Annotated in this window: 22 protein-coding genes and 1 tRNA gene; 8 read left to right on the top strand and 15 right to left on the bottom strand. The window is 71.9% G+C overall.

What is annotated here, in order from left to right; translation table 11 throughout:
- A complete protein-coding gene (locus PP1_RS17395; protein ID WP_010244125.1) occupies positions 1-273 on the bottom strand; it encodes a hypothetical protein in 273 nt (90 codons plus the stop codon).
- Positions 274-891: 618 nt separating this feature from the next.
- Here PP1_RS17395 and PP1_RS17390 point away from each other — a divergent pair.
- On the top strand, positions 892-3,519 hold the full coding sequence (locus tag PP1_RS17390) for a heterodisulfide reductase-related iron-sulfur binding cluster (protein WP_075314851.1): 2,628 nt from the start codon (positions 892-894) through the stop codon (positions 3,517-3,519).
- A 72-nt stretch (positions 3,520-3,591) separates the two neighbouring features.
- Here the strand turns inward: PP1_RS17390 and PP1_RS17385 are convergent, their stop codons facing one another.
- Genes PP1_RS17385 through PP1_RS17375 form a run of 3 tightly spaced genes read right to left on the bottom strand, consistent with a single transcriptional unit; the run spans position 3,592 to position 6,635 of the window.
- Complete coding sequence (locus tag PP1_RS17385; protein ID WP_337819673.1) at positions 3,592-4,800, bottom strand: hypothetical protein; 1,209 nt, start codon at positions 4,798-4,800, stop codon at positions 3,592-3,594.
- Positions 4,801-4,852: 52 nt separating this feature from the next.
- Entirely contained in the window at positions 4,853-5,437 is a 585-nt protein-coding gene (gene dcd, locus PP1_RS17380; protein ID WP_010226059.1) for a dCTP deaminase, read from the bottom strand.
- 25 nt (positions 5,438-5,462) lie between these two features.
- Complete coding sequence (locus PP1_RS17375) at positions 5,463-6,635, bottom strand: UDP-N-acetylglucosamine 2-epimerase (protein WP_010226061.1); 1,173 nt, start codon at positions 6,633-6,635, stop codon at positions 5,463-5,465.
- A gap of 163 nt (positions 6,636-6,798) precedes the next feature.
- On the opposite strand from PP1_RS17375, the gene PP1_RS17370 reads away from it, so the two are divergent.
- The 4 genes from PP1_RS17370 (at position 6,799) to PP1_RS17355 (ending at position 9,096) form a co-directional block, all read left to right on the top strand.
- Positions 6,799-6,872 (top strand) — tRNA-Gly (locus PP1_RS17370).
- A 158-nt stretch (positions 6,873-7,030) separates the two neighbouring features.
- Positions 7,031-7,300, top strand: coding sequence for an HAD family hydrolase (locus PP1_RS17365; protein ID WP_139324001.1), 270 nt, complete (start codon positions 7,031-7,033; stop codon positions 7,298-7,300).
- A gap of 605 nt (positions 7,301-7,905) precedes the next feature.
- On the top strand, positions 7,906-8,115 hold the full coding sequence (locus PP1_RS17360; protein ID WP_010226068.1) for a hypothetical protein: 210 nt from the start codon (positions 7,906-7,908) through the stop codon (positions 8,113-8,115).
- Between the two features lie 114 nt (positions 8,116-8,229).
- Positions 8,230-9,096, top strand: coding sequence for an AraC family transcriptional regulator (locus PP1_RS17355; protein WP_010226070.1), 867 nt, complete (start codon positions 8,230-8,232; stop codon positions 9,094-9,096).
- Between the two features lie 231 nt (positions 9,097-9,327).
- Here PP1_RS17355 and PP1_RS17350 read toward each other — a convergent pair whose 3' ends face one another.
- Positions 9,328-9,834 (bottom strand): MarR family winged helix-turn-helix transcriptional regulator, encoded by a 507-nt coding sequence (locus PP1_RS17350; protein WP_157178928.1) that lies wholly within the window; start codon positions 9,832-9,834, stop codon positions 9,328-9,330.
- A gap of 84 nt (positions 9,835-9,918) precedes the next feature.
- On the opposite strand from PP1_RS17350, the gene PP1_RS17345 reads away from it, so the two are divergent.
- Positions 9,919-11,433: an MFS transporter gene (locus PP1_RS17345; protein ID WP_083697274.1), complete on the top strand. Its 1,515-nt coding sequence runs from the start codon at positions 9,919-9,921 to the stop codon at positions 11,431-11,433.
- Between the two features lie 634 nt (positions 11,434-12,067).
- Here the strand turns inward: PP1_RS17345 and PP1_RS17340 are convergent.
- Together PP1_RS17340 and PP1_RS17335 are read right to left on the bottom strand one after the other, a co-directional pair.
- Entirely contained in the window at positions 12,068-12,523 is a 456-nt protein-coding gene (locus PP1_RS17340; protein ID WP_075314855.1) for a hypothetical protein, read from the bottom strand.
- A 90-nt stretch (positions 12,524-12,613) separates the two neighbouring features.
- On the bottom strand, positions 12,614-13,546 hold the full coding sequence (locus PP1_RS17335) for an NADP-dependent oxidoreductase (protein WP_075314857.1): 933 nt from the start codon (positions 13,544-13,546) through the stop codon (positions 12,614-12,616).
- A 70-nt stretch (positions 13,547-13,616) separates the two neighbouring features.
- Here PP1_RS17335 and PP1_RS17330 point away from each other — a divergent pair, with 70 nt between their 5' ends.
- A complete protein-coding gene (locus tag PP1_RS17330; RefSeq protein WP_010226078.1) occupies positions 13,617-14,198 on the top strand; it encodes a TetR/AcrR family transcriptional regulator in 582 nt (193 codons plus the stop codon).
- A 41-nt stretch (positions 14,199-14,239) separates the two neighbouring features.
- Positions 14,240-14,770 carry a barstar family protein gene (locus tag PP1_RS17325; RefSeq protein ID WP_010226080.1) on the top strand — a complete coding sequence of 177 codons (531 nt, stop codon included), beginning with the start codon at positions 14,240-14,242 and terminating at the stop codon, positions 14,768-14,770.
- On the opposite strand, the gene PP1_RS17320 is transcribed toward PP1_RS17325, so the two are convergent.
- The 8 genes from PP1_RS17320 to PP1_RS17285 all read right to left on the bottom strand — a co-directional run bounded on the left by PP1_RS17320 (position 14,767) and on the right by PP1_RS17285 (position 19,403).
- Positions 14,767-15,141, bottom strand: a complete 375-nt coding sequence (locus tag PP1_RS17320; protein ID WP_010226082.1) for a hypothetical protein — start codon at positions 15,139-15,141, stop codon at positions 14,767-14,769. The two genes, PP1_RS17325 and PP1_RS17320, sit on opposite strands and share 4 nt — an antisense overlap.
- A gap of 66 nt (positions 15,142-15,207) precedes the next feature.
- Positions 15,208-15,831, bottom strand: coding sequence for a pyridoxamine 5'-phosphate oxidase family protein (locus PP1_RS17315; RefSeq protein WP_010226084.1), 624 nt, complete (start codon positions 15,829-15,831; stop codon positions 15,208-15,210).
- A gap of 51 nt (positions 15,832-15,882) precedes the next feature.
- Positions 15,883-16,068: a hypothetical protein gene (locus tag PP1_RS17310; protein WP_029239279.1), complete on the bottom strand. Its 186-nt coding sequence runs from the start codon at positions 16,066-16,068 to the stop codon at positions 15,883-15,885.
- Positions 16,065-17,030 (bottom strand): ketopantoate reductase family protein, encoded by a 966-nt coding sequence (locus PP1_RS17305; protein ID WP_010226086.1) that lies wholly within the window; start codon positions 17,028-17,030, stop codon positions 16,065-16,067. Before PP1_RS17305 ends, PP1_RS17310 begins: the two co-directional genes overlap by 4 nt.
- Before the next feature lie 14 nt (positions 17,031-17,044).
- Positions 17,045-17,392 carry an MmcQ/YjbR family DNA-binding protein gene (locus tag PP1_RS17300; RefSeq protein ID WP_029239280.1) on the bottom strand — a complete coding sequence of 116 codons (348 nt, stop codon included), beginning with the start codon at positions 17,390-17,392 and terminating at the stop codon, positions 17,045-17,047.
- Between the two features lie 43 nt (positions 17,393-17,435).
- Positions 17,436-18,158, bottom strand: coding sequence for an alpha/beta fold hydrolase (locus tag PP1_RS17295; RefSeq protein ID WP_010226091.1), 723 nt, complete (start codon positions 18,156-18,158; stop codon positions 17,436-17,438).
- A gap of 11 nt (positions 18,159-18,169) precedes the next feature.
- On the bottom strand, positions 18,170-18,982 hold the full coding sequence (locus PP1_RS17290) for a hypothetical protein (RefSeq protein ID WP_139316941.1): 813 nt from the start codon (positions 18,980-18,982) through the stop codon (positions 18,170-18,172).
- 79 nt (positions 18,983-19,061) lie between these two features.
- On the bottom strand, positions 19,062-19,403 hold the full coding sequence (locus PP1_RS17285) for a hypothetical protein (protein WP_139316942.1): 342 nt from the start codon (positions 19,401-19,403) through the stop codon (positions 19,062-19,064).
- Between the last annotated feature and the right edge of the window lie 214 nt (positions 19,404-19,617).

The following is a 19,617-nucleotide window of genomic DNA, read 5'->3' as shown; positions in this document are numbered from 1 at the left end:
TCAGCCCGTGGAGACGAGGAGGTTGGCCAGCGCCTGGCCGACCGCGGGACCGTTGCCGGTCACGGCGATGCCGAGCGCGATGAGGCCGACCAGCAGGCCGACGCTGCGGCGGGCGACGCCCGCGTTGTCACCCCTGCCACCGATCCAGAGCAGGATCACGGCGATCGCGAGCAGGATCAGCGGAACGATGTTGTTCGTGATCCAGTCACGGAGGTTGACCGTCGTGAGCTCGCCCTGGGCCAGCACCAGCTGGATCGCCTCGTGCGAGGTCATCTCAGCTCCTCCTTGCGGAATCCACTCGTCCGAATTGCTCCCGCAGGCGAGTAGACCACGAGACCCGGCGGTGATAATAGACGAGTGGCCCGTACGCCCGGTGTGAACGCCACGCACCGCATCCGGGTGGACACGGTCGGCCGAACGGTCGAGCACGCTCCGGGGCGTGACTCGTACCTCATATCGGGCACCCCGGTGGGATCTCCCCACCCGCGAATGTCATGGTCACGGGTGGCTACTGTTCGGTAACAAGGCACCACCCGTCGGGAGGTGGGGCAGCGCGCGCCGCGTCCACGCGCACTACCCTTCGCCCGACCGCCGTCGCGTCCCACCACAGCAACGCGACGGCGACGTCCGAGGAGGCACTGCGATGGAGAGGCCCGCCCGGTCCCGGCGGCACGGTCCGCCGTGCCCGCGTGACCCCCGGCCCCGCGCGGTGACCTCCCGGACCGGCTCCTCGATTCCCGTCCCGTTCCGCCTCGACGTCAGTGCCGACGCGCGCCCCGTCATCGCTCTCTGCGGTGCGACGCGCCTCGGCGCCTCCCGTCACCGGCCGGCACGGCCCCGCACCGCTCTCGGGCCGGGACCACTGGGCGTTCTACAGGGAGGTTCCCCCGCATGACCTGGGTGCAGTACACGTTGGGCATCGTCACGGTGCTGTCGGCGATCGCCGCGGTGGCGCTGGTGTGGCGCACGGTCGCCTACATGGTGAGCGTCATCCGGCTCGGTGAGCAGGACGCGACGCGGATCGGGCCGTTCGGGCCGCGGTTCGCGACGATGCTCAAGGAGACCCTGGGTCACACCAGGATGCTCAAGTGGAGTCACGTCGGTGTCTTCCACTGGCTGGTGATGGTCGGGTTCGGCGGCCTGTTCCTGGCGCTGATCGAGGCGTTCGTCGAGGTCTGGAACCCGACGTTCCACCTGCCGCTGCTGGGTGAGTGGAGCGTCTACTCCCTGTTCGTCGAGATCCTCGGTGTCGGCACGGTGGTCGGCATCGGCGTGCTGATCGTGATCCGGCAGCTGAACAACCCGCGGACCAAGGGCCGCATGTCGCGGTTCTACGGCTCGAACCAGGGCCGGGCGTACTTCGTCGAGGCGATCGTGTTCCTCGAGGGCCTGGGCATCCTGGTGGTGCGTGGCGCGAAGGACGCGCTGGGCGTGTTCGACGTCCCGACCTGGTCGGCGCCGGTGTCCAAGGCGCTGGGCACGATCCTGCCCGCGTCGCCGACGCTGGTCACGGTGTTCGCCGCGGTCAAGGTCCTCTCGGCGACGATCTGGCTGATCGTGATCGCGGCCAAGCCGACGATGGGTGTGGCCTGGCACCGGTTCACCGCGTTCCCCAACATCTACTTCAAGCGCGACGACGACGGCCGCAAGGCACTCGGCGCGACCCGGCCGATGATGTCCAAGGGTCAGGTCCTGGAGCTGGAGGAGGCCGACCCGGACGAGGACACCTTCGGTGTCGGGCGGGTCGAGGACTTCACCTGGAAGGGCCTGCTCGACTTCACGACCTGCACCGAGTGCGGTCGTTGCCAGTCGCAGTGCCCGGCGTGGAACACCGAGAAGCCGCTCTCGCCGAAGCTGCTGGTCAACGCGCTGCGCGACCACGCCTACGACAAGGCGCCCTACCTGCTGGCCGGCGGTTCGACCGACATGGCCGGCGACGAGGTCGGCATCACCGGCGACGACGCCGAGGCCCGTCTGGCCGCGATCCCCGAGGCCGCCCGCAAGGAGGCCGAGCGCCCCCTGATCGGCGGCGAGGACGTCCTCGGTGTGATCGACCCGGACATCCTGTGGTCCTGCACCATGTGCGGCGCCTGCGTCGAGCAGTGCCCGGTCGACATCGAGCACGTCGACCACATCGTCGACATGCGCCGCTACCAGGTCCTGATCGAGTCCGAGTTCCCGACCGAGCTCAACTCGCTGTTCAAGAACCTGGAGAACAAGGGCAACCCCTGGGGCCAGAACGCCAAGGACCGCCTGGAGTGGACCAAGAGCCTCGACTTCGAGGTCCCGGTCGTGGAGAGCGAGCTGCCCGCCGAGACCGAGTACCTGTTCTGGGTCGGCTGCGCGGGCGCGTTCGACGACGGCCAGAAGAAGACCGTGCAGGCCACCGCGGAGCTGCTGCACCGCGCCGGGGTCGACTTCGCGGTGCTCGGTTCGGGCGAGACCTGCACCGGTGACCCGGCCCGTCGCTCGGGCAACGAGTTCGTGTTCCAGATGCTGGCCCAGCAGAACGTCGAGACCCTCAACGGCGTGTTCGAGAAGCGCGAGGCCGGGACCCGCAAGATCGTCACGACCTGCCCGCACTGCCTCAACACCCTGGGCCGGGAGTACCCCCAGCTCGACGGGCACTACGAGGTCGTGCACCACACCCAGCTGCTGAACAAGCTGGTCCGGGAGAAGAAGCTGGTCCCGGTCAACGCCCCCGCGGGCGAGGAGACGGGTCCGGTCACCTACCACGACCCCTGCTACCTGGGCCGGCACAACGAGGTCTACGAGGACCCCCGCGACCTCGTCGGCGCCGCCGGGGCGACGCTGTCGGAGATGCCGCGGCACGCCGACCGGTCGATGTGCTGCGGTGCCGGTGGCGCCCGGATGTGGATGGAGGAGCGCATCGGCAAGCGCATCAACTTCACCCGCGCCGAGGAGGCCGCCGAGACCCTCACCAAGGCCGGCGGCGGGGACGAGCCCTCCGGCACCCTCGCGGTGGGCTGCCCGTTCTGCCGCACGATGATGACCGACGGCGTCAACCAGACCGCCGGCGACTCGGTGCAGGTCAAGGACGTCTCCCAGATGCTGCTCGCCGCCGTGCGGCGCGGCGACCCCGCGCCGGAGCCGACGCCGGAGCCCGAGCCGACGCCGGAGCCCGAGCCGACGCCGGAGCCCGAGCCGACGCCGGAGCCGGTCGTGGCCGCCGAGGCCGGGGACACCGCCGACACCGACGCGCAGGCCGGGAGCGAGCCCGCCGCCGAGCCGGGCGCGACCCCGGAGCAGGAGTCCGAGCCGACGGCCGAGCCGGTCGCCGCCGACACCACCGGTGAGGCCGCGCCGACCACGGAGACCCCGGCCGTCGCCACGCCGGAGCCGGAGGTCGCGGAGGAGGCCGCCCGGCAGGACCCTGCACCGGCCGGGTCCGACGGGGCGTCCAGCACGGGGACGGCGGCGCCGTCGTCGTCCGGGAACGGGTCGTCCAACGGCTCCACCCCGGAGCAGGCGACGCAGGAACGGTCCAACGAGAACTGATCCACCGCACCGACGGCGACGGCCGGGCACCCCACGGGGTGCCCGGCCGTTCCGCGTCGGGAGGGGCTCCGCTCAGCAGGGGGCGAAGGAGCTGACCTGGAAGGTCGGCCGAGCGGCCCCGGTGCGGGTCAGCTCGACCCGCCCGAGCTGCGGGGCCGCCGCACCCCAGGGGGACGCGCAGGCGTCGACGGTCGTGGTGCCACCGGGCGGGACGTCCGGTTCGGACTTCCGGTCCGGACGCGTCGGTTCCGCCCCGGCCGGGAGCCGCGAATGCAGCACGGCGACGGCGTCCTCGCAGGTCGCAGCCCCCGTGGCTGCCCGGAGCTGCGCGACAGCCGGTTCCTGGGCGACCCGGCAGACCCGCGCCGGGTTCCCGTCGGCGACGCCGGTGTCCAGCGTGACCAGCGCGAGCTGCGGCCGCTCCACCCCGAGCTCGGCGCGGAACTGCGCCCCCGCCTGGGCGTCGACCCGCGCCTGGTCCTGCTGGATCTCGGCCGAGCGGAACGTGTAGCCGATCCCGGCCAGCACCAGCAGCACCCCGCCCACGGCGAGGACCCTCCAGCGGGGCAGCAGGAGCAGCCCGGCGACGACGACGCCCGTCGCCAGCGCCAGGCCCCAGGCCCACGGGTTACGCGCGGTGCCGTACACCAGCGCGGCGATCAGCACGACGCCCGCGACGTGCGGAGCCCACCCGAACAGCAGCCGGTCGAGGCGCAGCAGGGCGAGCAGGACGAGGGTCCCGAACCCGAGCCCGGCCGGGACCCACCACCGGCCCGGCTCGTCCAGGAACGGGAACAGGAACAGGGCGGTCCCGGCGAGCCCGAGCGCGGTCGCGCCCCGGACGCTGCGGGGGCGGAGCCTGCGCCAGTGCCGCCAGGGGTCCTCGACGGGCTCCTCCGGGGCCGGACGGTCGCGCGGCGGCCCGGCGACCGAGCCGTCGACGGTCCGGGGCGGGTCGTCCCGTCCGGCGGGTGCGGGACGGCGCTCCAGCGCCCGGCCGGGCGGCTCAGCGGGGGCGGCGGTGCCGGGCGCGGCGGTGTCGGGCGAAGCGGTGCCGGGCGAAGCGGTGCCGGGCGAAGCGGTGCCGGACGAAGCGGTGCCGGACGAAGCGGTGCCGGACGAAGCGGTGCCGGACGAAGCGGTGCCGGCGGTGCCGGACGAAGCGGTGCCGGACGTGCCGGTGGGTGCGGCAGGCCGTCGGCCCCGGTCGGGACGGCCCGGGCGGCGACGCCCGGTCGCCCACGGGTCGGGGTGCTCCGGGGAGCTGCGCTCGGCGTCCATCACCGGCCAGCGTAGCGATCCGGCGGCCCCTCCCGGGTTCCGCGGAACGGGATCAGGTGCGGCGGGTGTCGGTGCGGTGGAAGCTCCGGAAGGCGCGCGACGGCGTCGGGCCCCGCTGGCCCTGGTAGCGGGAGCCGACGCCCTCGCTGCCGTAGGGCCGCTCGGCGGGGCTGGACAGCCGGAACAGGCACAACTGGCCGATCTTCATCCCCGGCCACAGGGTGATCGGCAGGTTCGCCACGTTGGAGAGCTCCAGCGTGATGTGCCCGGTGAAACCGGGATCGATGAACCCGGCCGTCGAGTGGGTCAGCAGGCCCAGCCGTCCCAGCGAGCTCTTTCCCTCCAGCCGGCCCGCGAGGTCGTCGGGCAGCCCGACGCGCTCGAACGTCGAGCCGAGCACGAACTCGCCCGGGTGCAGCACGAACTGCTCCCCGTCGGGTGTCTCCACCGACGTGGTCAGCTCGTCCTGCTGCTGGGACGGGTCGATGTGGGTGTAGCGCGAGTTCTGGAACACCCGGAAGTACCGGTCCAGCCGGACGTCGATGCTGGACGGCTGGAGCATCTCGACGTCCCACGGATCGAGCACGAGCCGGTCGGACTCGATCTCCTTGCGCAGGTCGCCGTCGGAGAGCAGCACCGGGACACCCTAGCGAGCGCGCGGATCACGCCTCGGACGACTCCTCCTCCGAGGCGCTCCCGTCCGCGCTGTGCCGGCCTCCGCCGGTGCCGTCGGGCAGCTGTGGGGAGCGGCAGAGTCCGAACATCCACGCGACCGCCTGCTCGGCCCGGGCCGCCTCGAGCCCGTCCGACGGGGCCGGTCGGCGCCCGTGGTCCCCGTCCATCACCTGCGCGACGGCGGGGACGGCGTCGTGCGCGGCGATGCTGCGGATCGAGTCACCCGGCTGCGGCACGTTCGGGCCGTCCACCAGGACGGCGAGGGTGCCCAGACCGGGGGCGTCGGCGACCAGCTCGTGGTCGTCGCTGATCAGGACGGTCGCGGCGGCCATCACGGCCAGCTCGTCGGGCAGGGCCAGCTCGGGGACGACGGTCACCCGTGGGTGCCGGCCCAGTACCGGCACCGGGTCGGCGGTGGCCTGCGCACCGGTGACGACGAACTCGACCCGTGGGTAGCGCTCCAGCAGGTCCGCCAGCGCGCCGAGCACCGGCAGCGACGACGACCGCTCCAGGTCCACGAGCACCAGCCGCCGCTGCGCGTCGCGCACCCGTTCGAGAACGTCCACACAGCCCTGGTCGGACGGCGCCGGCAGCGAGTTGACCGTGTCGCCGATGGTGAGCACGTTCGGGCCGAGGGGACTGCCGAGCGCGGACCCGCTCGTCGTCAGGAACAGCGACGCGAGCTGCCCGATCACCCGGCGGTGCGCCTCCTGCGGGAACGGGCAGAGCAGGTCGTCGGTGCCCATGCCGGCCTGCATGTGCACGATCGGGATCCGGCGCCAGAACGCGACCGTGGCGGCGACGGCGGCGGCCATCCCGCCTCCGTGCACGAGCACCGCGGACGGGTCCTGGTCGACCATCAGCCGGTCGAGCCGGACCAGCAGCGCCGCCGCGACGTCGGCGACGCCGGACGCGACGTCGGTGGGCAGCAGGACCGTGATGTCGGTCGGGACACCGAGGGCCTCGAACGCCTCGTGCACCGCCATCGGGTCGGGTCCGGTCGCGACGGTGATGCCGCGGATCCGGTCCGCGGCGGCGACGGCCGCCGCGACGGGCGCCAGCCGGGCCACCTCGGGGCGGCTCCCCGCGATGAGGAGGATGTCGTGCTCGTGGTCCGTATCGTCGGACCCACCGCCCGGCAGCGGCTCGAACCCGCTCATCGTGGCCCCCTCCAGCCGGCTGACAGACCGACGTCGCGAGTGTGCGTGACGGCCGGTGGAGGGGTCGAGACACCCGCGCCGGGTGGTCGGTTCGTGCGGCGACCGGGCCCGGGTGGCCCGTGACGGGCGGGGAGGGCGTGGTGCTAGGGTGATCTCACGCCGTGCGGATGTAGTTCAATGGTAGAACATCAGCTTCCCAAGCTGAATACGCGGGTTCGATTCCCGTCATCCGCTCCATCAACGAAGGCCCAGGTCAGCGGCAGGTTTCCGCCGAGCCTGGGCCTTCGTCGTTTCTCGGTGAACGGCCTCGCGTGCTATCCCCGTGCAATTCGGGTGGCTCACCGGGCGACCGGCGGATCGCGCTCGTCGTCGTCTGAGCGCGTGGCCCCACGCCGGTGGTCGTCGACCAGGCCGCTCAGCCCGTCGGCGATCCGGCGGTCGGCGGAGCTGGTCGCACGCTCCACGCGGCGCTGGACATCACCCGAGCGGCACCGAGCGACGCGGTGTTCGTCGGAGACTCGATCACCGACGTCATCGCCGAGACCTCCTCCGAGCTGCCCTGCATCGGCTACGCCAAGCAACCCGAGCACGCCGAAGGGCTCGCCGACGCGGACGCCCTGGTCGTCGTCGACGACACGCACGCCCTCGCGACGGCACTCCGCTGATGACCGTGCTCAGCTCAGCCGTCGCCGATGCCGCGCGCTCCCGATGGCCTGGCCGCGCGACCACATGGATCGACGCCCTACCTCACGAACTGACCGAGGTCTGCGAGTCACTAGCGGTGACACCCACCGGGCGCACCTTCTCGGCACGGTCAGCCCACGTCATCGAAGCGACCACCCGTAGCGGCGCGCGGCTCATCCTTCGCTCAAGCCCCGACCCCTACGCTGCCCATCAGGCGCTGTACTGGAACAGCTCGCAGCGGTCGACCTCGCCCCAACCGTGCACCTCGTCCGCCACACCGAGGCCAGCACGTGGACTGCAATGGATGCCATCAGTCCCGGAGCCTCGCTCGCCGAGCAAGAGCCAACCCCATCAGACCTCGCCGCGGTGACGACGATGCTGCGCACTCTCTCCGCCGAAGACGGCCCATCGTCAGTGCCCAGCATCGTTCCGTGGCTCCGCGCACGACTCACCGCTCCGCCGGCCGACGACCAACCACCCCACCGAGGACCCGAACCCGTGCGCCACGACGCCATAGCGATCCTTGGCCAACTCGCCGATGAGACCGAGGCAGGGCTGTGCCACGCGGACCTCTCACCCCGCCAACGTGCTCTACGACGGCTCCCGGCTGTGGTTCATCGATCCCCGCGGCATGAACGGCGAAGCCCCCTATGCCATCGCCGTGCTCGCACTCAAACTCAGCTACGACCATCTCGACACGACCCGCGCGCTCGCTCGCAGCATCGCGATGGCCTGCGAGAGCGATCCCGATCGCGCAGACGCATGGGTCATCGTCAGCGACGCTGCGACAGTCTGAGCCTGTCCTCCCACACCGCCCGGTGGCACCGCCTGCCCAACAATCGCGGGCACAGATCGTCGGACCTCGCTCGCCTGCATTTCCCACTCTGGGACATGTCAGAAGGGAACAGACATGGAGCTGTGGAACCGCGCGATGGACGCCATCGAAGAACACCTCGACCACGACGTCCCCGTCCGGGACGTGGCCGCGGTCGCCCTCACCTCGGAATACCAGCTCCGGCGCGTGTTCTCGATGCTGGCCGGGATGCCGCTGTCGGACTACATCCGCCGACGGCGCATGACCGTCGCGGCCAGTGCGGTGCGCGAAGGGCACGAGGCCGTGCAGGACATCGCCGTCCGGTTCGGCTACTCGTCGGCGGATGCCTTCGCCCGCGCGTTCCGCAACGTGCACGGGATCGGACCCGAGCAGGCACGTCGACCGGGTGCCGTTCTGCGGTCACAGCCCCGTCTGGCCTTCCGCCTCACTGTCGAAGGGAGAACGGACATGCAGTACCGCATCGTCGAGAAGCCGGCGTTCCGGGTGGTGGGCCGCAAGACTCGATCCACCGTCGCCTACGAGGGCATCAACCCCGACGCCGACCGGCTCGTCCGGTCACTTCCCGATGCCGACTGGGAAGCGTTCGAGGAACTGTCGGACCAGGAGCCGCGCGGCGACATCTCGGTCTGGGACGACGCAGACGAGACGGGTGGGGCCGAGGGCACCCGGGCCGACTACTACGTCGGTGCCGCCACCAGCCGGCCTGCGCCCAGAGGGTACGACGTCCTCGACGTGCCGCCGCACTCCTGGGCCGTGTTCGCTACCTCCGGAGCGTTCCCACAGGCGCTGCAGTCTCTCTGGCGCGCCGTCGGTGGCGAGTGGCTGCCCGCCAATCCCTACGAGCTGGTGCCCGCACCATCGCTCGTCCGGGCGACGTACCACGATGAAAACGGTACGCACGCCGACTTCGAACTCTGGCTCGCTGTCCGACCCATGCCCTGACGGTGGCCCCGTCAGAGTTGCCTGCCCGCGAGTCCCCGTGGCTCGTGGGCAGGCGCTCCGACTCCACGCTCGAACGTCAAGCATCAGCCGGGACACGACAACGGCGCCAGCGCACGTCGTGTCTAGACCTTCCATTCGGTATCAAGGCGGCGGCGGCTCCGCCGCCGCGCCGCTTCCGGCCGACCGGGGCGTGCGGCCTCCGGCCGGTCCCCGGTCGGCCTGCGGCGGCTCTCACTCCGTCGCGGCCTCAGCTCTCTCGCCATGCGCCGTGATCAGCTTGTCGGTGATGGATCGGACCTGCGCAATCTCTTCGGGGGTCAGATGCGTGGAGAACTGTTCCCGGATCGCACCGAAGAAGCGCGGGGCGCTTCGTTCTAGGGCGTCCGCACCATCGGATGTCAGCACGGCATATGTCACTCGTAGGTTCGTGGCGTCACCTTGTCGCTCGACCAGTCCGTCCTTGGCCAGCTGGGTGACGATCTGACTGATCCCACTCTTGCTGACGAAGCACCGACGGGCCAGTTCCTGCATCTGCATCCGCCTGCCTGGTGCCGCCGAGAGTCGGGACAGGACCTCGCAGGATGCCAGCGACGGTGCGCCCACCTGCCTCAGCTCCCGCTCCAGCTTCCGCGCGATGAGCACCTGGGCCTTCCACAGGCCGAGCCAGGCATCGAAGCCGGCGTCATCCAGCTCGGATATGTCATCGGTTGCCGCCATCGGTTCCGCGTCAGGACGCACGACTGTCACCTCTCCAGACCCACCGTTCAGCTCACAACTTAACGCACCGATACAGTTCATGTCTGTACTGTTCAGGTACGCACAGTGCCGTACGACCTCCGGGAGCCCTACATGAGTCAGAGCGCGGACGACCTACAGCAGGCCGACAGCGCAGGGGGAAAGCAGGGCCGCCGTAGGTGGATCGCCCTCGCCGTGATGCTCGCGGCGATGGCGATGGACCTGCTCGACGTCGCGATCGTCAACCTCGCCCTGCCGGCCATCCGCGCGGAAACCGGCGCATCGCCCGCAGCGCTGACCTGGATCGTGGCGAGCTACCCGTTGACCTTCGGGGTGTTCCTGGTCCTGGGCGGACGGCTCGGCGACCGGTTCGGCCGAAAGCGGATGTTCATGCTCGGCGTGCTCGGATTCACCCTTGCCTCGGTCCTGTGCGGTCTCGCCCCCAGCGCCGGGCCGCTGATCGTCGGCCGCGTCCTGCAGGGCGTATTCGCCGCGATCATGACCCCGCAGATCCTGTCGGTCATTCAGATCAACTTCACGCCAGCCGAGCGCCCCAAGGCCTACGCCGCGTTCGGCGCCGTCCAAGGCGTCGCCACCGTCGGGGGACCAGTCCTCGGAGGCGTGCTGATCGACGCCGACCTGTTCGGCCTCGCCTGGCGCCCCATCTTCCTCATCAACGTGCCGATCGGCCTCGTGACGATCATCGCCGCAGCAGTACTACTGGCCGAGTCTCGCGCCGAAGGCGCCCGCCAGTTCGACATCACCGGCGTCGCGCTGCTCGGACTTCCACTGTTCCTGCTGCTCTTCCCACTCATCCATGGCGCCGAGGCGGGCTGGGGTCCGACCAGCGCGCTGATGCTCCTGGCTGTCGCACCGCTGTTCGCACTGTTCCTGTGGCACCAGCACCGGCGGGACCGCGCCGGACACGCGGCACTCGTGCCCCCACGTCTGTTCCGCCAGCGTGGATTCACCGGCGGAGTACTGACCGGGATGGTGTTCTTCGCAGGTGTCGTCGGCTTCCTCATGGTCTTCGCCCTGACGATGCAGGTCGGCCTGGGCTTCACCGCCCGCAGCGTCGGGATGATGCTGATCCCCTACTCGATCGGGATCGCCGCCGCCTCGGGCATGGCGTTTCCGCTCGTGCCCCGACTGGGGCGCAGCCTGATCGCCCTGGGAGCTGTGGTCAAGGGCAGTGGCATGGCGATCCTGCTGGCCACCTTCCTCGCCGTCGACGCCATCACCTGGTGGCACCCACTGCCGGGGCTGCTCGTGTGCGGCATCGGAATGGGGCTGGTCGCCCCGACCATCGCCGACGTCGCCCTCGCCCGCGTTCAATCATCCGACGCCGGCGCCGCCTCCGGCGGGCTGATCACCTCCGGTCAGATCGGCGGAGCGACCGGCGTAGCGCTGATCAGCAGCGTCTTCTTCGGCGTGCTGGCGCTGAGCACAGCCGGAGTCACCGAAGCCGGGCCCGGCGAGTTCACCCACGCGTTCCTCTGGGCGCTCGCATTCGAGATCCTTGTGATGGCGGTGGCAGCGGTTCTCACCCTCGTCCTACCTCGGACCGCGTCGGCCGACACGAGCTCCGACACCGCCCACTGATCTTGCCCGGGACAGCAAGCCAGCGTCACCGGACCACTGCGGCCCTCGACCACTGCTGCAACGACGCCTACTTCAGCTATTCATCTCCGGCTGGTAGCGGCGTGCCCTCGCCGGGCGGGCTGGCCTCCGGGATGGTGGGTCGTGCCATCCCGCCGACCTCCCTCCGGGCTACCACACGGATGCGGTCGGCTTGCAGCAGGTCGACGGGATGGCACTGGCACGGCGTAGGGGGAGCGGCCCGCGTCGGGCACATCTGGGGCACATCCCGCCCGGAACGGCCCGATACCCGCTGACACGCCGCGACAGTGGTTGGGCTGGTGATCGCGGGTCCCGTAGTGGACGCGCAGGCAGCGACGGCGCCCGTTTCGCGATAGGAGGGCGGTGCTCATCCTGGGCACGCCGCTGCGTGTCTTGGGCGCCGTTGCGTGCGACGAACGTGCGATACGGCAGGGTCCACGAGGGTCAACAACGGTCACTCGCGACACCCCGACCCGCAGGTCAGGGGCCAGATCCAGCGACGTGCATCGGATTCCCAAGCTGAATACGCGGGTTCGATTCCCGTCATCCGCTCAGAACACGAAGGCCCAGGTCAGCGAGGAGTTCCTCGCCGATTCTGGGCCTTCGTCGTTCCTCGTCATGATCGCCGTGCGAACGTGCGTACCCCCAGGAGCACCACGATCCCGAGCAGCCCCTGAAGCGCGAGCGCGACGAGGGTGCCGGCGACGCCTGCCGCGGTCGTCGCCGCGGTGGAGAACGGCGCAGCGGCGCCGGGCGGTTCCGGAGCGGCGACCGGGACGACGAGCACCCACCAGGCGCAGGCGAGGAGCGTCGCCACGTCGAGCGCGCGACAGGCCCGGCGCACGGAGCTCACAAGGGCCGCCGCAGCGCACCACCCGCACCCGGCCAGCACCAGCACGGCGTTGCCGAGTGCGGGGGCGCCTGCCGTCGGCGAGCTCCCTGCCACGAGCCCCCGGACCCCGAGGCCGAAGGCCGCGGCCGCCAGGGCACCGCACAGCACGGCAGCCGCCGTCCGGCGTCCCCGGCTGCCCCCTCGCGGAGCGGCCCCGTCCGGTGCGTTCGCGTCGACCATGACGCTCTCCTCTTCGTCCGGGGAGGACGACGATGCCGGTCGGTGCCCGGGAGCCCTCCCGGGGACGGTCGATCCGGACCGCGGGAGGGATCAGGGGCCGGTCTCCGGTCCGCCGGCGGCCGCTCCCGCCCGCACCAGCACGACCCGGCGCCCTCGCGCGTGGCCGGTGCGGCTGTCGACGTGCGCCGTGGCCACGTCGTCGAGCGCGTAGGACCGCTCGACGGGAATGCTCAGGGCGCCCCGCTCGATGAGCCCGACGGCCTCGGCGAGCGCGTCCGGGACGCTCCCGCCCTCTCCGGAGAACCGGGCCCCGAACTCCGGCGCGCCGAGATCTGCGATGGAGACGACCCGCTGCGGATCACCCGTCAGCTCGACGAGCTCGCCGATCACGCCCGAGCCGGCCAGGTCGAGGGCGGCGTCGACCGGCCCGAGCCCGCGCACCCGCCCGACCCAGCCGTCTCCGTACGTCGTCGCGACTGCCCCCAGGCTCCGGAGGTACTCCTGGTTGGCGGTGCCGGCGGTGCCGATCACCGTGATGCCGCGGTCCCGGGCGATCTGCAGCACCGCCGAGCCGACGCCGCCGGACGCGCCGCTGACCAGCAGCGTCTGTCCCGGCTGGACACCGACCTCGCGCAGGATGCGCAGCGCCGTCTCCACGACCGACGGGTAGCCCGCCGCCTCTGCGAAGGTCAGCCCCTCGGGGATGCGGGTCCAGGCCGTCAGCACCGCGAACTCGGCGTAGGTGTCCACACCCTCGCCGAACACGTGGTCGCCGATCTCCACCCCGTCGACGCCGTCGCCGATCTCGTCGACCACGCCGGAGGCGTCCAGCCCCAGCCCGGAGGGCAGCTCGACCGGTCGGAACGCCTGGAACTGTCCTTCGCGGACCCGCCAGTCGTGCGGGTTCACCCCTGCCGCGCGGACGGCGACGCGCACCTCGCCGGGGCCCGCGTGGGGCTCCTCGACGTCGACGACCTGCAGGACCTCGGGACCGCCGAACTCGGCGAAGCTCACTCTCCTCATGCGGCCGAGACTAAGACTAACGGTTAGTGTTTTGCAACGGGTATGATTTCAGACCTGGTAGTCTCTCCTCGTGACCGCTCCGACCGGACGCCGTGAGCGCAAGAAGGCCGCGACCCGCCAGAAGATCGCCGACACTGCGATACGGCTCTTCCTGGAGCGCGGGTACGACACGGTGGGCATCCGCGACGTGGCCGCCGAGGCCGACGTCGCCGTCACCACGCTCTTCTCGCACTTCGCCTCCAAGGAGGCCCTGGTCTTCGAACAGGACGACGACGTCGAGCTCCGACTCGCGCACGCGGTCCGCGACCGGGCACCGGGCGAGCCACTCGTGCCCGCCCTGTGCCGGGAGATGCAGGCCATGGTCCGTCACTGCGCGTCGGGCGCCGCCGCCCCGATCTGGCGCATGATCGACGGGACGCCCGCACTGAAGGAGTACGAGAAGGCGATGCGCCTGCGACATGCCGCGTCGCTGACGACGGCGGTCGCCGCCGATGTCGGCGTGCCGCCGGACACGACGGCCTGCCGCACGCTCGCGACCTTCGTGATCGACTCCCACGCGCTGGCCCGCGAGGCACCCGATCCGGAGGCCGCGGTGGAGGAGATCTTCCGGATGATCGAGGGAGCCTGGGAGGTCGCCGGCCTCGCCCGGTGACGTGATTGCCGCCCGGCACGCGCGCGGGCACCATCGTCGCGATGGTGCGCCACGTGCTGTTCGACCCGACGGCGCCGGACCACACGGCGTCGTACTCGCGTTATGACCACCAGCTGCTGATGAACTCGTTCGTCCACCGGGTGGACGACCCCGAGGTCCTCGACGCGGCCGCCCGCCGGCTGTCCGAGCTCGGCTGGGTCGTACTGCGCCTGGACGCGGGGCGCTGGACCCGCGAGGCGGATCTCTACGACGGCTTCGCCGGGATCTTCGGCCTACCGGACGGCTACGGCCGCTCCGGGCTCGACGCCCTCGCGGACGCGCTCAGCGACGTCGCCGAGTTCACCTTCGGCGGCGCCGACCCGGCCTCCACGGGGACCGCCGTCCTGATCCGGCACCACGATGTACTGGACACGTTCCGGCCGGGGCTCGCCCACGCGGTGCTCGACGCGTTCGCCCGGGAGGCGCGGCTCGCCGCGCTGTACGGCCACCCGATGCTGTGCCTGGTCGAGTCGCCCGAACCGTTCGCGGACGTCGGTGCGGCCCCCGTCCTGGAGGCCCACACACCGCACTAGACGACGGGGCCTGCGTCACCCCGGACGACCCACCAACCGACGACGGCGAACGCGGTGACCAGCGGGATCACCACCAGGACGACCGGTCCGGCCAGCACCGCGAGCACCCCGAGCACGACGACCGCGATCCCGGAACCGAGGCCGGCGCTCAGCGCGAGCACGGTCGCGGCCTGGCCACCGGGCTCACCGGCCACCCAGGACAGTGTCCTGGCGACGAGACCGACGAACACCGCCAGAACCACACAGACGACGATCGCGGGACCCGGCAGCGCGGCCCCCGCCGCGAGCGCGATCGGGATCGCGAGTGCGGTGAGGACGGCGGACAGCAGGGCGCGCACGGATCGCCGGACCGGCGGGACGGGGGTGTTCACGTGGGCCCATTATTCACACCCTGACCAGCGGTTTCGATGTAATCTGCGTGACCCTCCGGGTACGGATCAGTAGAGCCGCTCCGCGTAGGACGGTCCGTAGTACTCCTCGATCTTCTCCAGCGGCTCGTCGGGCCGGGCCAGCTGCTGGGCGATCGCGGCGACCGACGGCAGCCGGTCCTTCTCCGGCCAGGTCGCCGCCTTCCACAGCTCGGAGCGCAGGAACGCCTTCGGGCAGTGCGTGAAGACCTGGTCCACGGCGACCTCGCAGGCCAGCAGGGGCCGGCGGCCCTTGACCGCGAGCTCGTCGAAGTAGGGCGCGTCCCGGACGAGCCGGGCCCGGCCGTTGATCCGCATGGTGTCGTTGCGGCCGGGCACCAGGAGGATCAGCCCGACGTGCGGGTTCTCCAGGACGTTGCGCCAGCCGTCCACCCGGCCGTTGCCGGGCCGCTCCGGGATCGCGACGGTGCGGTCGTCGACGACGTGCACGAAGCCCGCCGGATCGCCCTTCGGCGACACGTCGCACGTGCCGTCCGCACCGGAGGTCGCGAGCAGCAGGAACCGGGACACCGCGATCCACTCGCGGTGCACGTCGAGCAGATGGTCGCGCTCCTTGGCGATCGCCGGCGCAGTGGCCTCACCGGTGAGCTCCTGCAGTTCGGCGACGGTACGGATCTCCTGAGCAGCCGACATGCCCCGACAGTAGGCCGTCCCCCGGGACTGTTCACGGCGTTTCCGCGGTGATCACGGGTCGGGCAGGGGCGCGGCCACATCCGGCCGGATCCCTGCCGGATCCGTGATCACCGGGTTCAGCCGAGCAGGTCCGCGAGGGCGCGGTCGTCCCGGCCGTCCCGTGCGGTCGAGCAGCGCCGACAGCCCGTCGAGCGATGCGAGGAACGCGGCACGGGCCGTGGCGAGCGGGTACGTCATGCCAACACGGTGAGGAGGGTGGCACCACGCCGCGAGGCGGGAGCTTCCCCGGACGCGGCCATCTCCTCCGCCACCCGGAGCAGCTCGGCGTTCACCGGGGTCGGGACGCCGTGGGCCGCGCCGAGGGCGACGATCTCGCCGTTGAGGTATCGGGCCTCGATCGACCCGCTGCCCCGGCTCAGGCTCTGCCAGGACGACGAGCCCCGCCGGGACCGCCCGCCGACCGCCTGCTCGGTGAGGATGCCCTCGCGGCGGACGCGGTCGTCGTCGCCGGTGCGGGCGGTGATGCCGGCGGCCGCGAGGCACGCCTCGCCCTCGGCGGTGGCGGCCGCGGTCACCCGGGCCGCGTCCGGGTCGGCGGTCCCGCAGATCGCGTCGACCGCGTTGCCGAGGTTGGTCAGGAGCTTGCCGTACTTCGCGTCCATGACCGCCGGGTCGGGGCGGGAGGCGAACCCGGCGGCGCGCAGGTCGGCGGAGAGCGCGGCGCTCGCGTCGTCGGTGCCGGCCGGGTAGGTACCGACGTCGAGCACGCCGGGGACCGGCGACGACGACGCGATCACCACGCCCGGCTCGTAGTGCTCGACCGGGAGGATGACGAGCACCGCCTGGACCCGGTCGAAGCGCTCGGCGGCGGCGCGCTCGTTCGCGACGCCGTTCTGTGCGCAGGCGATGGTGACGTCCGGCGCGACCGCGGCCAGCGACGTCAGCACCGGGCCGGTGTCCTGCGACTTCACCGCGAGCACCGCGACGTCGCCGTCCGCCCAGTCCACCTCGGTGACCGACGCGACCGCGGGGATCCGGTGGGTCCGGGACCCGTCGGGGGAGTCGAGGCGCAGGCCGCGTTCCCGGATCGCGTCGAGGTGCGCCCCGCGTGCGACGAGGACGACGTCGCGCCCGGCGCCGTCGAGCCGCGCCCCGATCGTCCCGCCGACGGCCCCTGCCCCGATCACCACGTAGCGCACGGGGTGATCCTTGCTCAGCCGTCGTGGCGCCGCACCACGGTCGCCGGGGCCTTGCGCCGCCACGCCTCCTCGACCAGCTCGGCGAGCTGCTGCGGGTCCACCCGGTCGAGGTCGACGAGGATCGCGCCGTAGCCGTCGTAGTGCGGCGTGGTGAAGAACGCCGGGTCGCCGGAGGCGAGCAACGCCTCCTTCTCCTCGAGCGAGCACATCAGGACCAGGCCGGTGTCCGGGGCGGAGTCCTCGGTGCGCAGCCGCGCGAAACCCTTGCCCCGGACCTTCAGCGACGGCGTCCGGTACCAGGTCGACTCCTCGACCTCCGGCAGCCCGGACCCGATCCGCACGACGTCGTCCCAGTTCGGCATGCGGTTCATCGTGCCGTGCCGGGGCGGCCCGGTCGTGGACGAATCAGAGCAGGTGCTTCGCGAGGAAGGTGTCGACGGCCGCCTTCCCGGCAGGGACGTGTTCCTCGGCCTTCCAGCGTTCCACCAGCTCGGCGCCGGGAGCGAGCTCGACCAGCCGGCGGGAGACCTGCTCGGGGTGGAACGGGTCGCCGCCCATCAGGACCAGCCACGGCGTCGTGAACCGGGCGAGGGCCTCGTCCGGGACGGAGTAGAGCATCCCACCGCCCGCGTACATGTTCGAGCGGAACGCGGCCCAGTCGTCGTCGGACGCCTCGGGGTGGTCGGCCTCGATCCCGGCCCGCCACTCGTCGAACTTCTCCTCGAACATCTGCTGGTTGTCGTCGCGGCCGATCGGCTGGAGCGTGACGGCGGCGCGCACCCGCTCCGGTGCGGTGGCCAGCAGGCTCGCGATGTAGGAGCCGCCGATGCACATGCCGAGCACCGCGAACTCGTCGACGCCGAGGTGGTCGAGCAGCGCGAGCTGGTCGGCGGTGTAGGTGGACCAGCCGTCGGTGCCGTGCACCTCACCGGCCGAGCCACCGGCGTTGCGCTGGTCCATCGCGATCACGCGGTAGCGGTCGGAGAGGTGCTCGACCGGGTCCCAGGGGGCGTTCCCCCAGGCGTCGATGGTCGAGCGCATCCCGCCCGGCGCGATCAGCAGGATCGGGAAGCCGGAGCCGCGCTCCTCGTGGTGCAGGGTCAGCCCCGGACGCTCGAAGGTCGCCATGCCGGCCGACGTTAGGCCACCCGCGGGGGCGTCCGCTTCTCCGGACGGCGGCGCGCCAGGATCGAGGTCCCGTAGACGACCAGGACCAGCCCGAGCAGCAGCAGCCACATGAAACCGGGGCGCACGGTGTCGTCCAGGAGCGTGATCCCGACCAGTCCCGGGACGACGACCTGCACGACCATGTAGAGCGCGGTGACGGTCGCGATGTCGCCGAGCTGCAGGGCGCGGGCGTAGTTGTAGAGCCCGGTCGCAGCCATCCCGAGCAGCAGGTACACCAGCGGTTCCGCGAGCAGTCCGGAGACGCTGACGCCCTCCGAGACGTGCATCGCGCGGATGCACACCGAGCCGCCGCCGAGCCCGAGCCCGGCGAGCACCGCGGGCGGCCACGGCCTCGTCGTCCGGTTGGTCGCCAGCGTCGCCACCATGACGGCGACGAGTGCGGCCACCAGCACGGCCACCGTCGTCCCGTACCCGGTGACCGCTTCCTTCCGCTCGGTCCCGGCGCTGCCCGCGACCAGGGCGAGGCCGACGATGCTGCAGCCGATCGCGAGCCGGTGCACCGGGCGGAGCCACTCACCGCGGAACCAGCGGGCGTACAGGGCCGTCATCGCGATCGCCCCGGCCAGCGTGGCCTGGACGGCGAAGATCGGGATGAACTGCAGCGCGACGACCATGCAGAGCCAGGTCACGACGTCCATCCCGATCCCGCCGATGAAGCGGGGACGGGTCAGCACCGCGCTGGTGCGGCCGCCCCGGCGGGCGGCGTCGGCCTGGAGGATCGCCGCGACCGTGCTGCAGAGCATGGCCAGGACGGCGAACGTCATCCCGATCAGCACGGCCGCCCCCGGAGGGTCCGGGTACGGGCGGTGCCGAAGATCGTCACCGCCCGATTCTCACCTATCGCTACCGGGCGCCCGCCGGGCGGGCACCGGGAGCCGGTGCGGGACGCTGCTCGGGAAGCGCACCCGGCTGCGGGCCGGCTTCGAAGAAGCCGCTCATCAGGCCGCTGCCCGCACGCTCGCCGCGGTCCACCGCGCTCTTCCACGGGGAGTCGCCGGTGTGCGCCGCGCGGCGCTCGCGCAGCGCGGCCCGGGGACGCTCGGTGAGCACGAGCGCGAGCACCGTGATCGCGACGCCGGCGAACAGCGGTCCGCCGACCAGGAGCACCGGCCATCCGAAGGCCAGATACGCCACGACGAGTGCCACCGCCGCCATGCCGATGACCGCCCCTGCCAACCGCGTCACCACGCGCTCCCCTCGTACCGTGTCCGACCAGTGACCACCCGTGGTTCTACCACCTCGGGAGGGGTGTCCCCGGCTCACACGACGCGGCGCGGGACACACTTCGGGCCTTCGGGTGACACGAGGCCCGGGATGGGGCCGAGCCGGCGTGGGGGCTCCCGTTTCCACGCCGGCCCGGCGGTCCGAATCATCCCGTCCCGGCCGGATGCCGGGCGGG

The sequence above is a fragment of the Pseudonocardia sp. P1 genome (assembly GCF_000178675.2).
Taxonomy (GTDB): domain Bacteria; phylum Actinomycetota; class Actinomycetes; order Mycobacteriales; family Pseudonocardiaceae; genus Pseudonocardia.
This window is presented reverse-complemented; position numbering and strand designations above follow the sequence as displayed.

Excerpts from the sequence above, each read along its gene's own strand:
- PP1_RS17395 (WP_010244125.1), bottom strand. The coding sequence starts at position 273 with ATGACCTCGCACGAGGCGATCCAGCTGGTGCTGGCCCAGGGCGAGCTC.
- PP1_RS17390 (WP_075314851.1), top strand. The coding sequence starts at position 892 with ATGACCTGGGTGCAGTACACGTTGGGCATCGTCACGGTGCTGTCGGCG.
- PP1_RS17385 (WP_337819673.1), bottom strand. The coding sequence starts at position 4,800 with ATGGACGCCGAGCGCAGCTCCCCGGAGCACCCCGACCCGTGGGCGACC.
- PP1_RS17375 (WP_010226061.1), bottom strand. The coding sequence starts at position 6,635 with ATGAGCGGGTTCGAGCCGCTGCCGGGCGGTGGGTCCGACGATACGGAC.
- PP1_RS17355 (WP_010226070.1), top strand. The coding sequence starts at position 8,230 with ATGGAGCTGTGGAACCGCGCGATGGACGCCATCGAAGAACACCTCGAC.
- PP1_RS17340 (WP_075314855.1), bottom strand. The coding sequence starts at position 12,523 with ATGGTCGACGCGAACGCACCGGACGGGGCCGCTCCGCGAGGGGGCAGC.
- PP1_RS17335 (WP_075314857.1), bottom strand. The coding sequence starts at position 13,546 with ATGAGGAGAGTGAGCTTCGCCGAGTTCGGCGGTCCCGAGGTCCTGCAG.
- PP1_RS17325 (WP_010226080.1), top strand. The coding sequence starts at position 14,240 with ATGGTGCGCCACGTGCTGTTCGACCCGACGGCGCCGGACCACACGGCG.
- PP1_RS17315 (WP_010226084.1), bottom strand. The coding sequence starts at position 15,831 with ATGTCGGCTGCTCAGGAGATCCGTACCGTCGCCGAACTGCAGGAGCTC.
- PP1_RS17310 (WP_029239279.1), bottom strand. The coding sequence starts at position 16,068 with ATGACGTACCCGCTCGCCACGGCCCGTGCCGCGTTCCTCGCATCGCTC.
- PP1_RS17300 (WP_029239280.1), bottom strand. The coding sequence starts at position 17,392 with ATGCCGAACTGGGACGACGTCGTGCGGATCGGGTCCGGGCTGCCGGAG.
- PP1_RS17295 (WP_010226091.1), bottom strand. The coding sequence starts at position 18,158 with ATGGCGACCTTCGAGCGTCCGGGGCTGACCCTGCACCACGAGGAGCGC.
- PP1_RS17290 (WP_139316941.1), bottom strand. The coding sequence starts at position 18,982 with ATGACGTTCGCCGTCCTGGCCATGCTCTGCAGCACGGTCGCGGCGATC.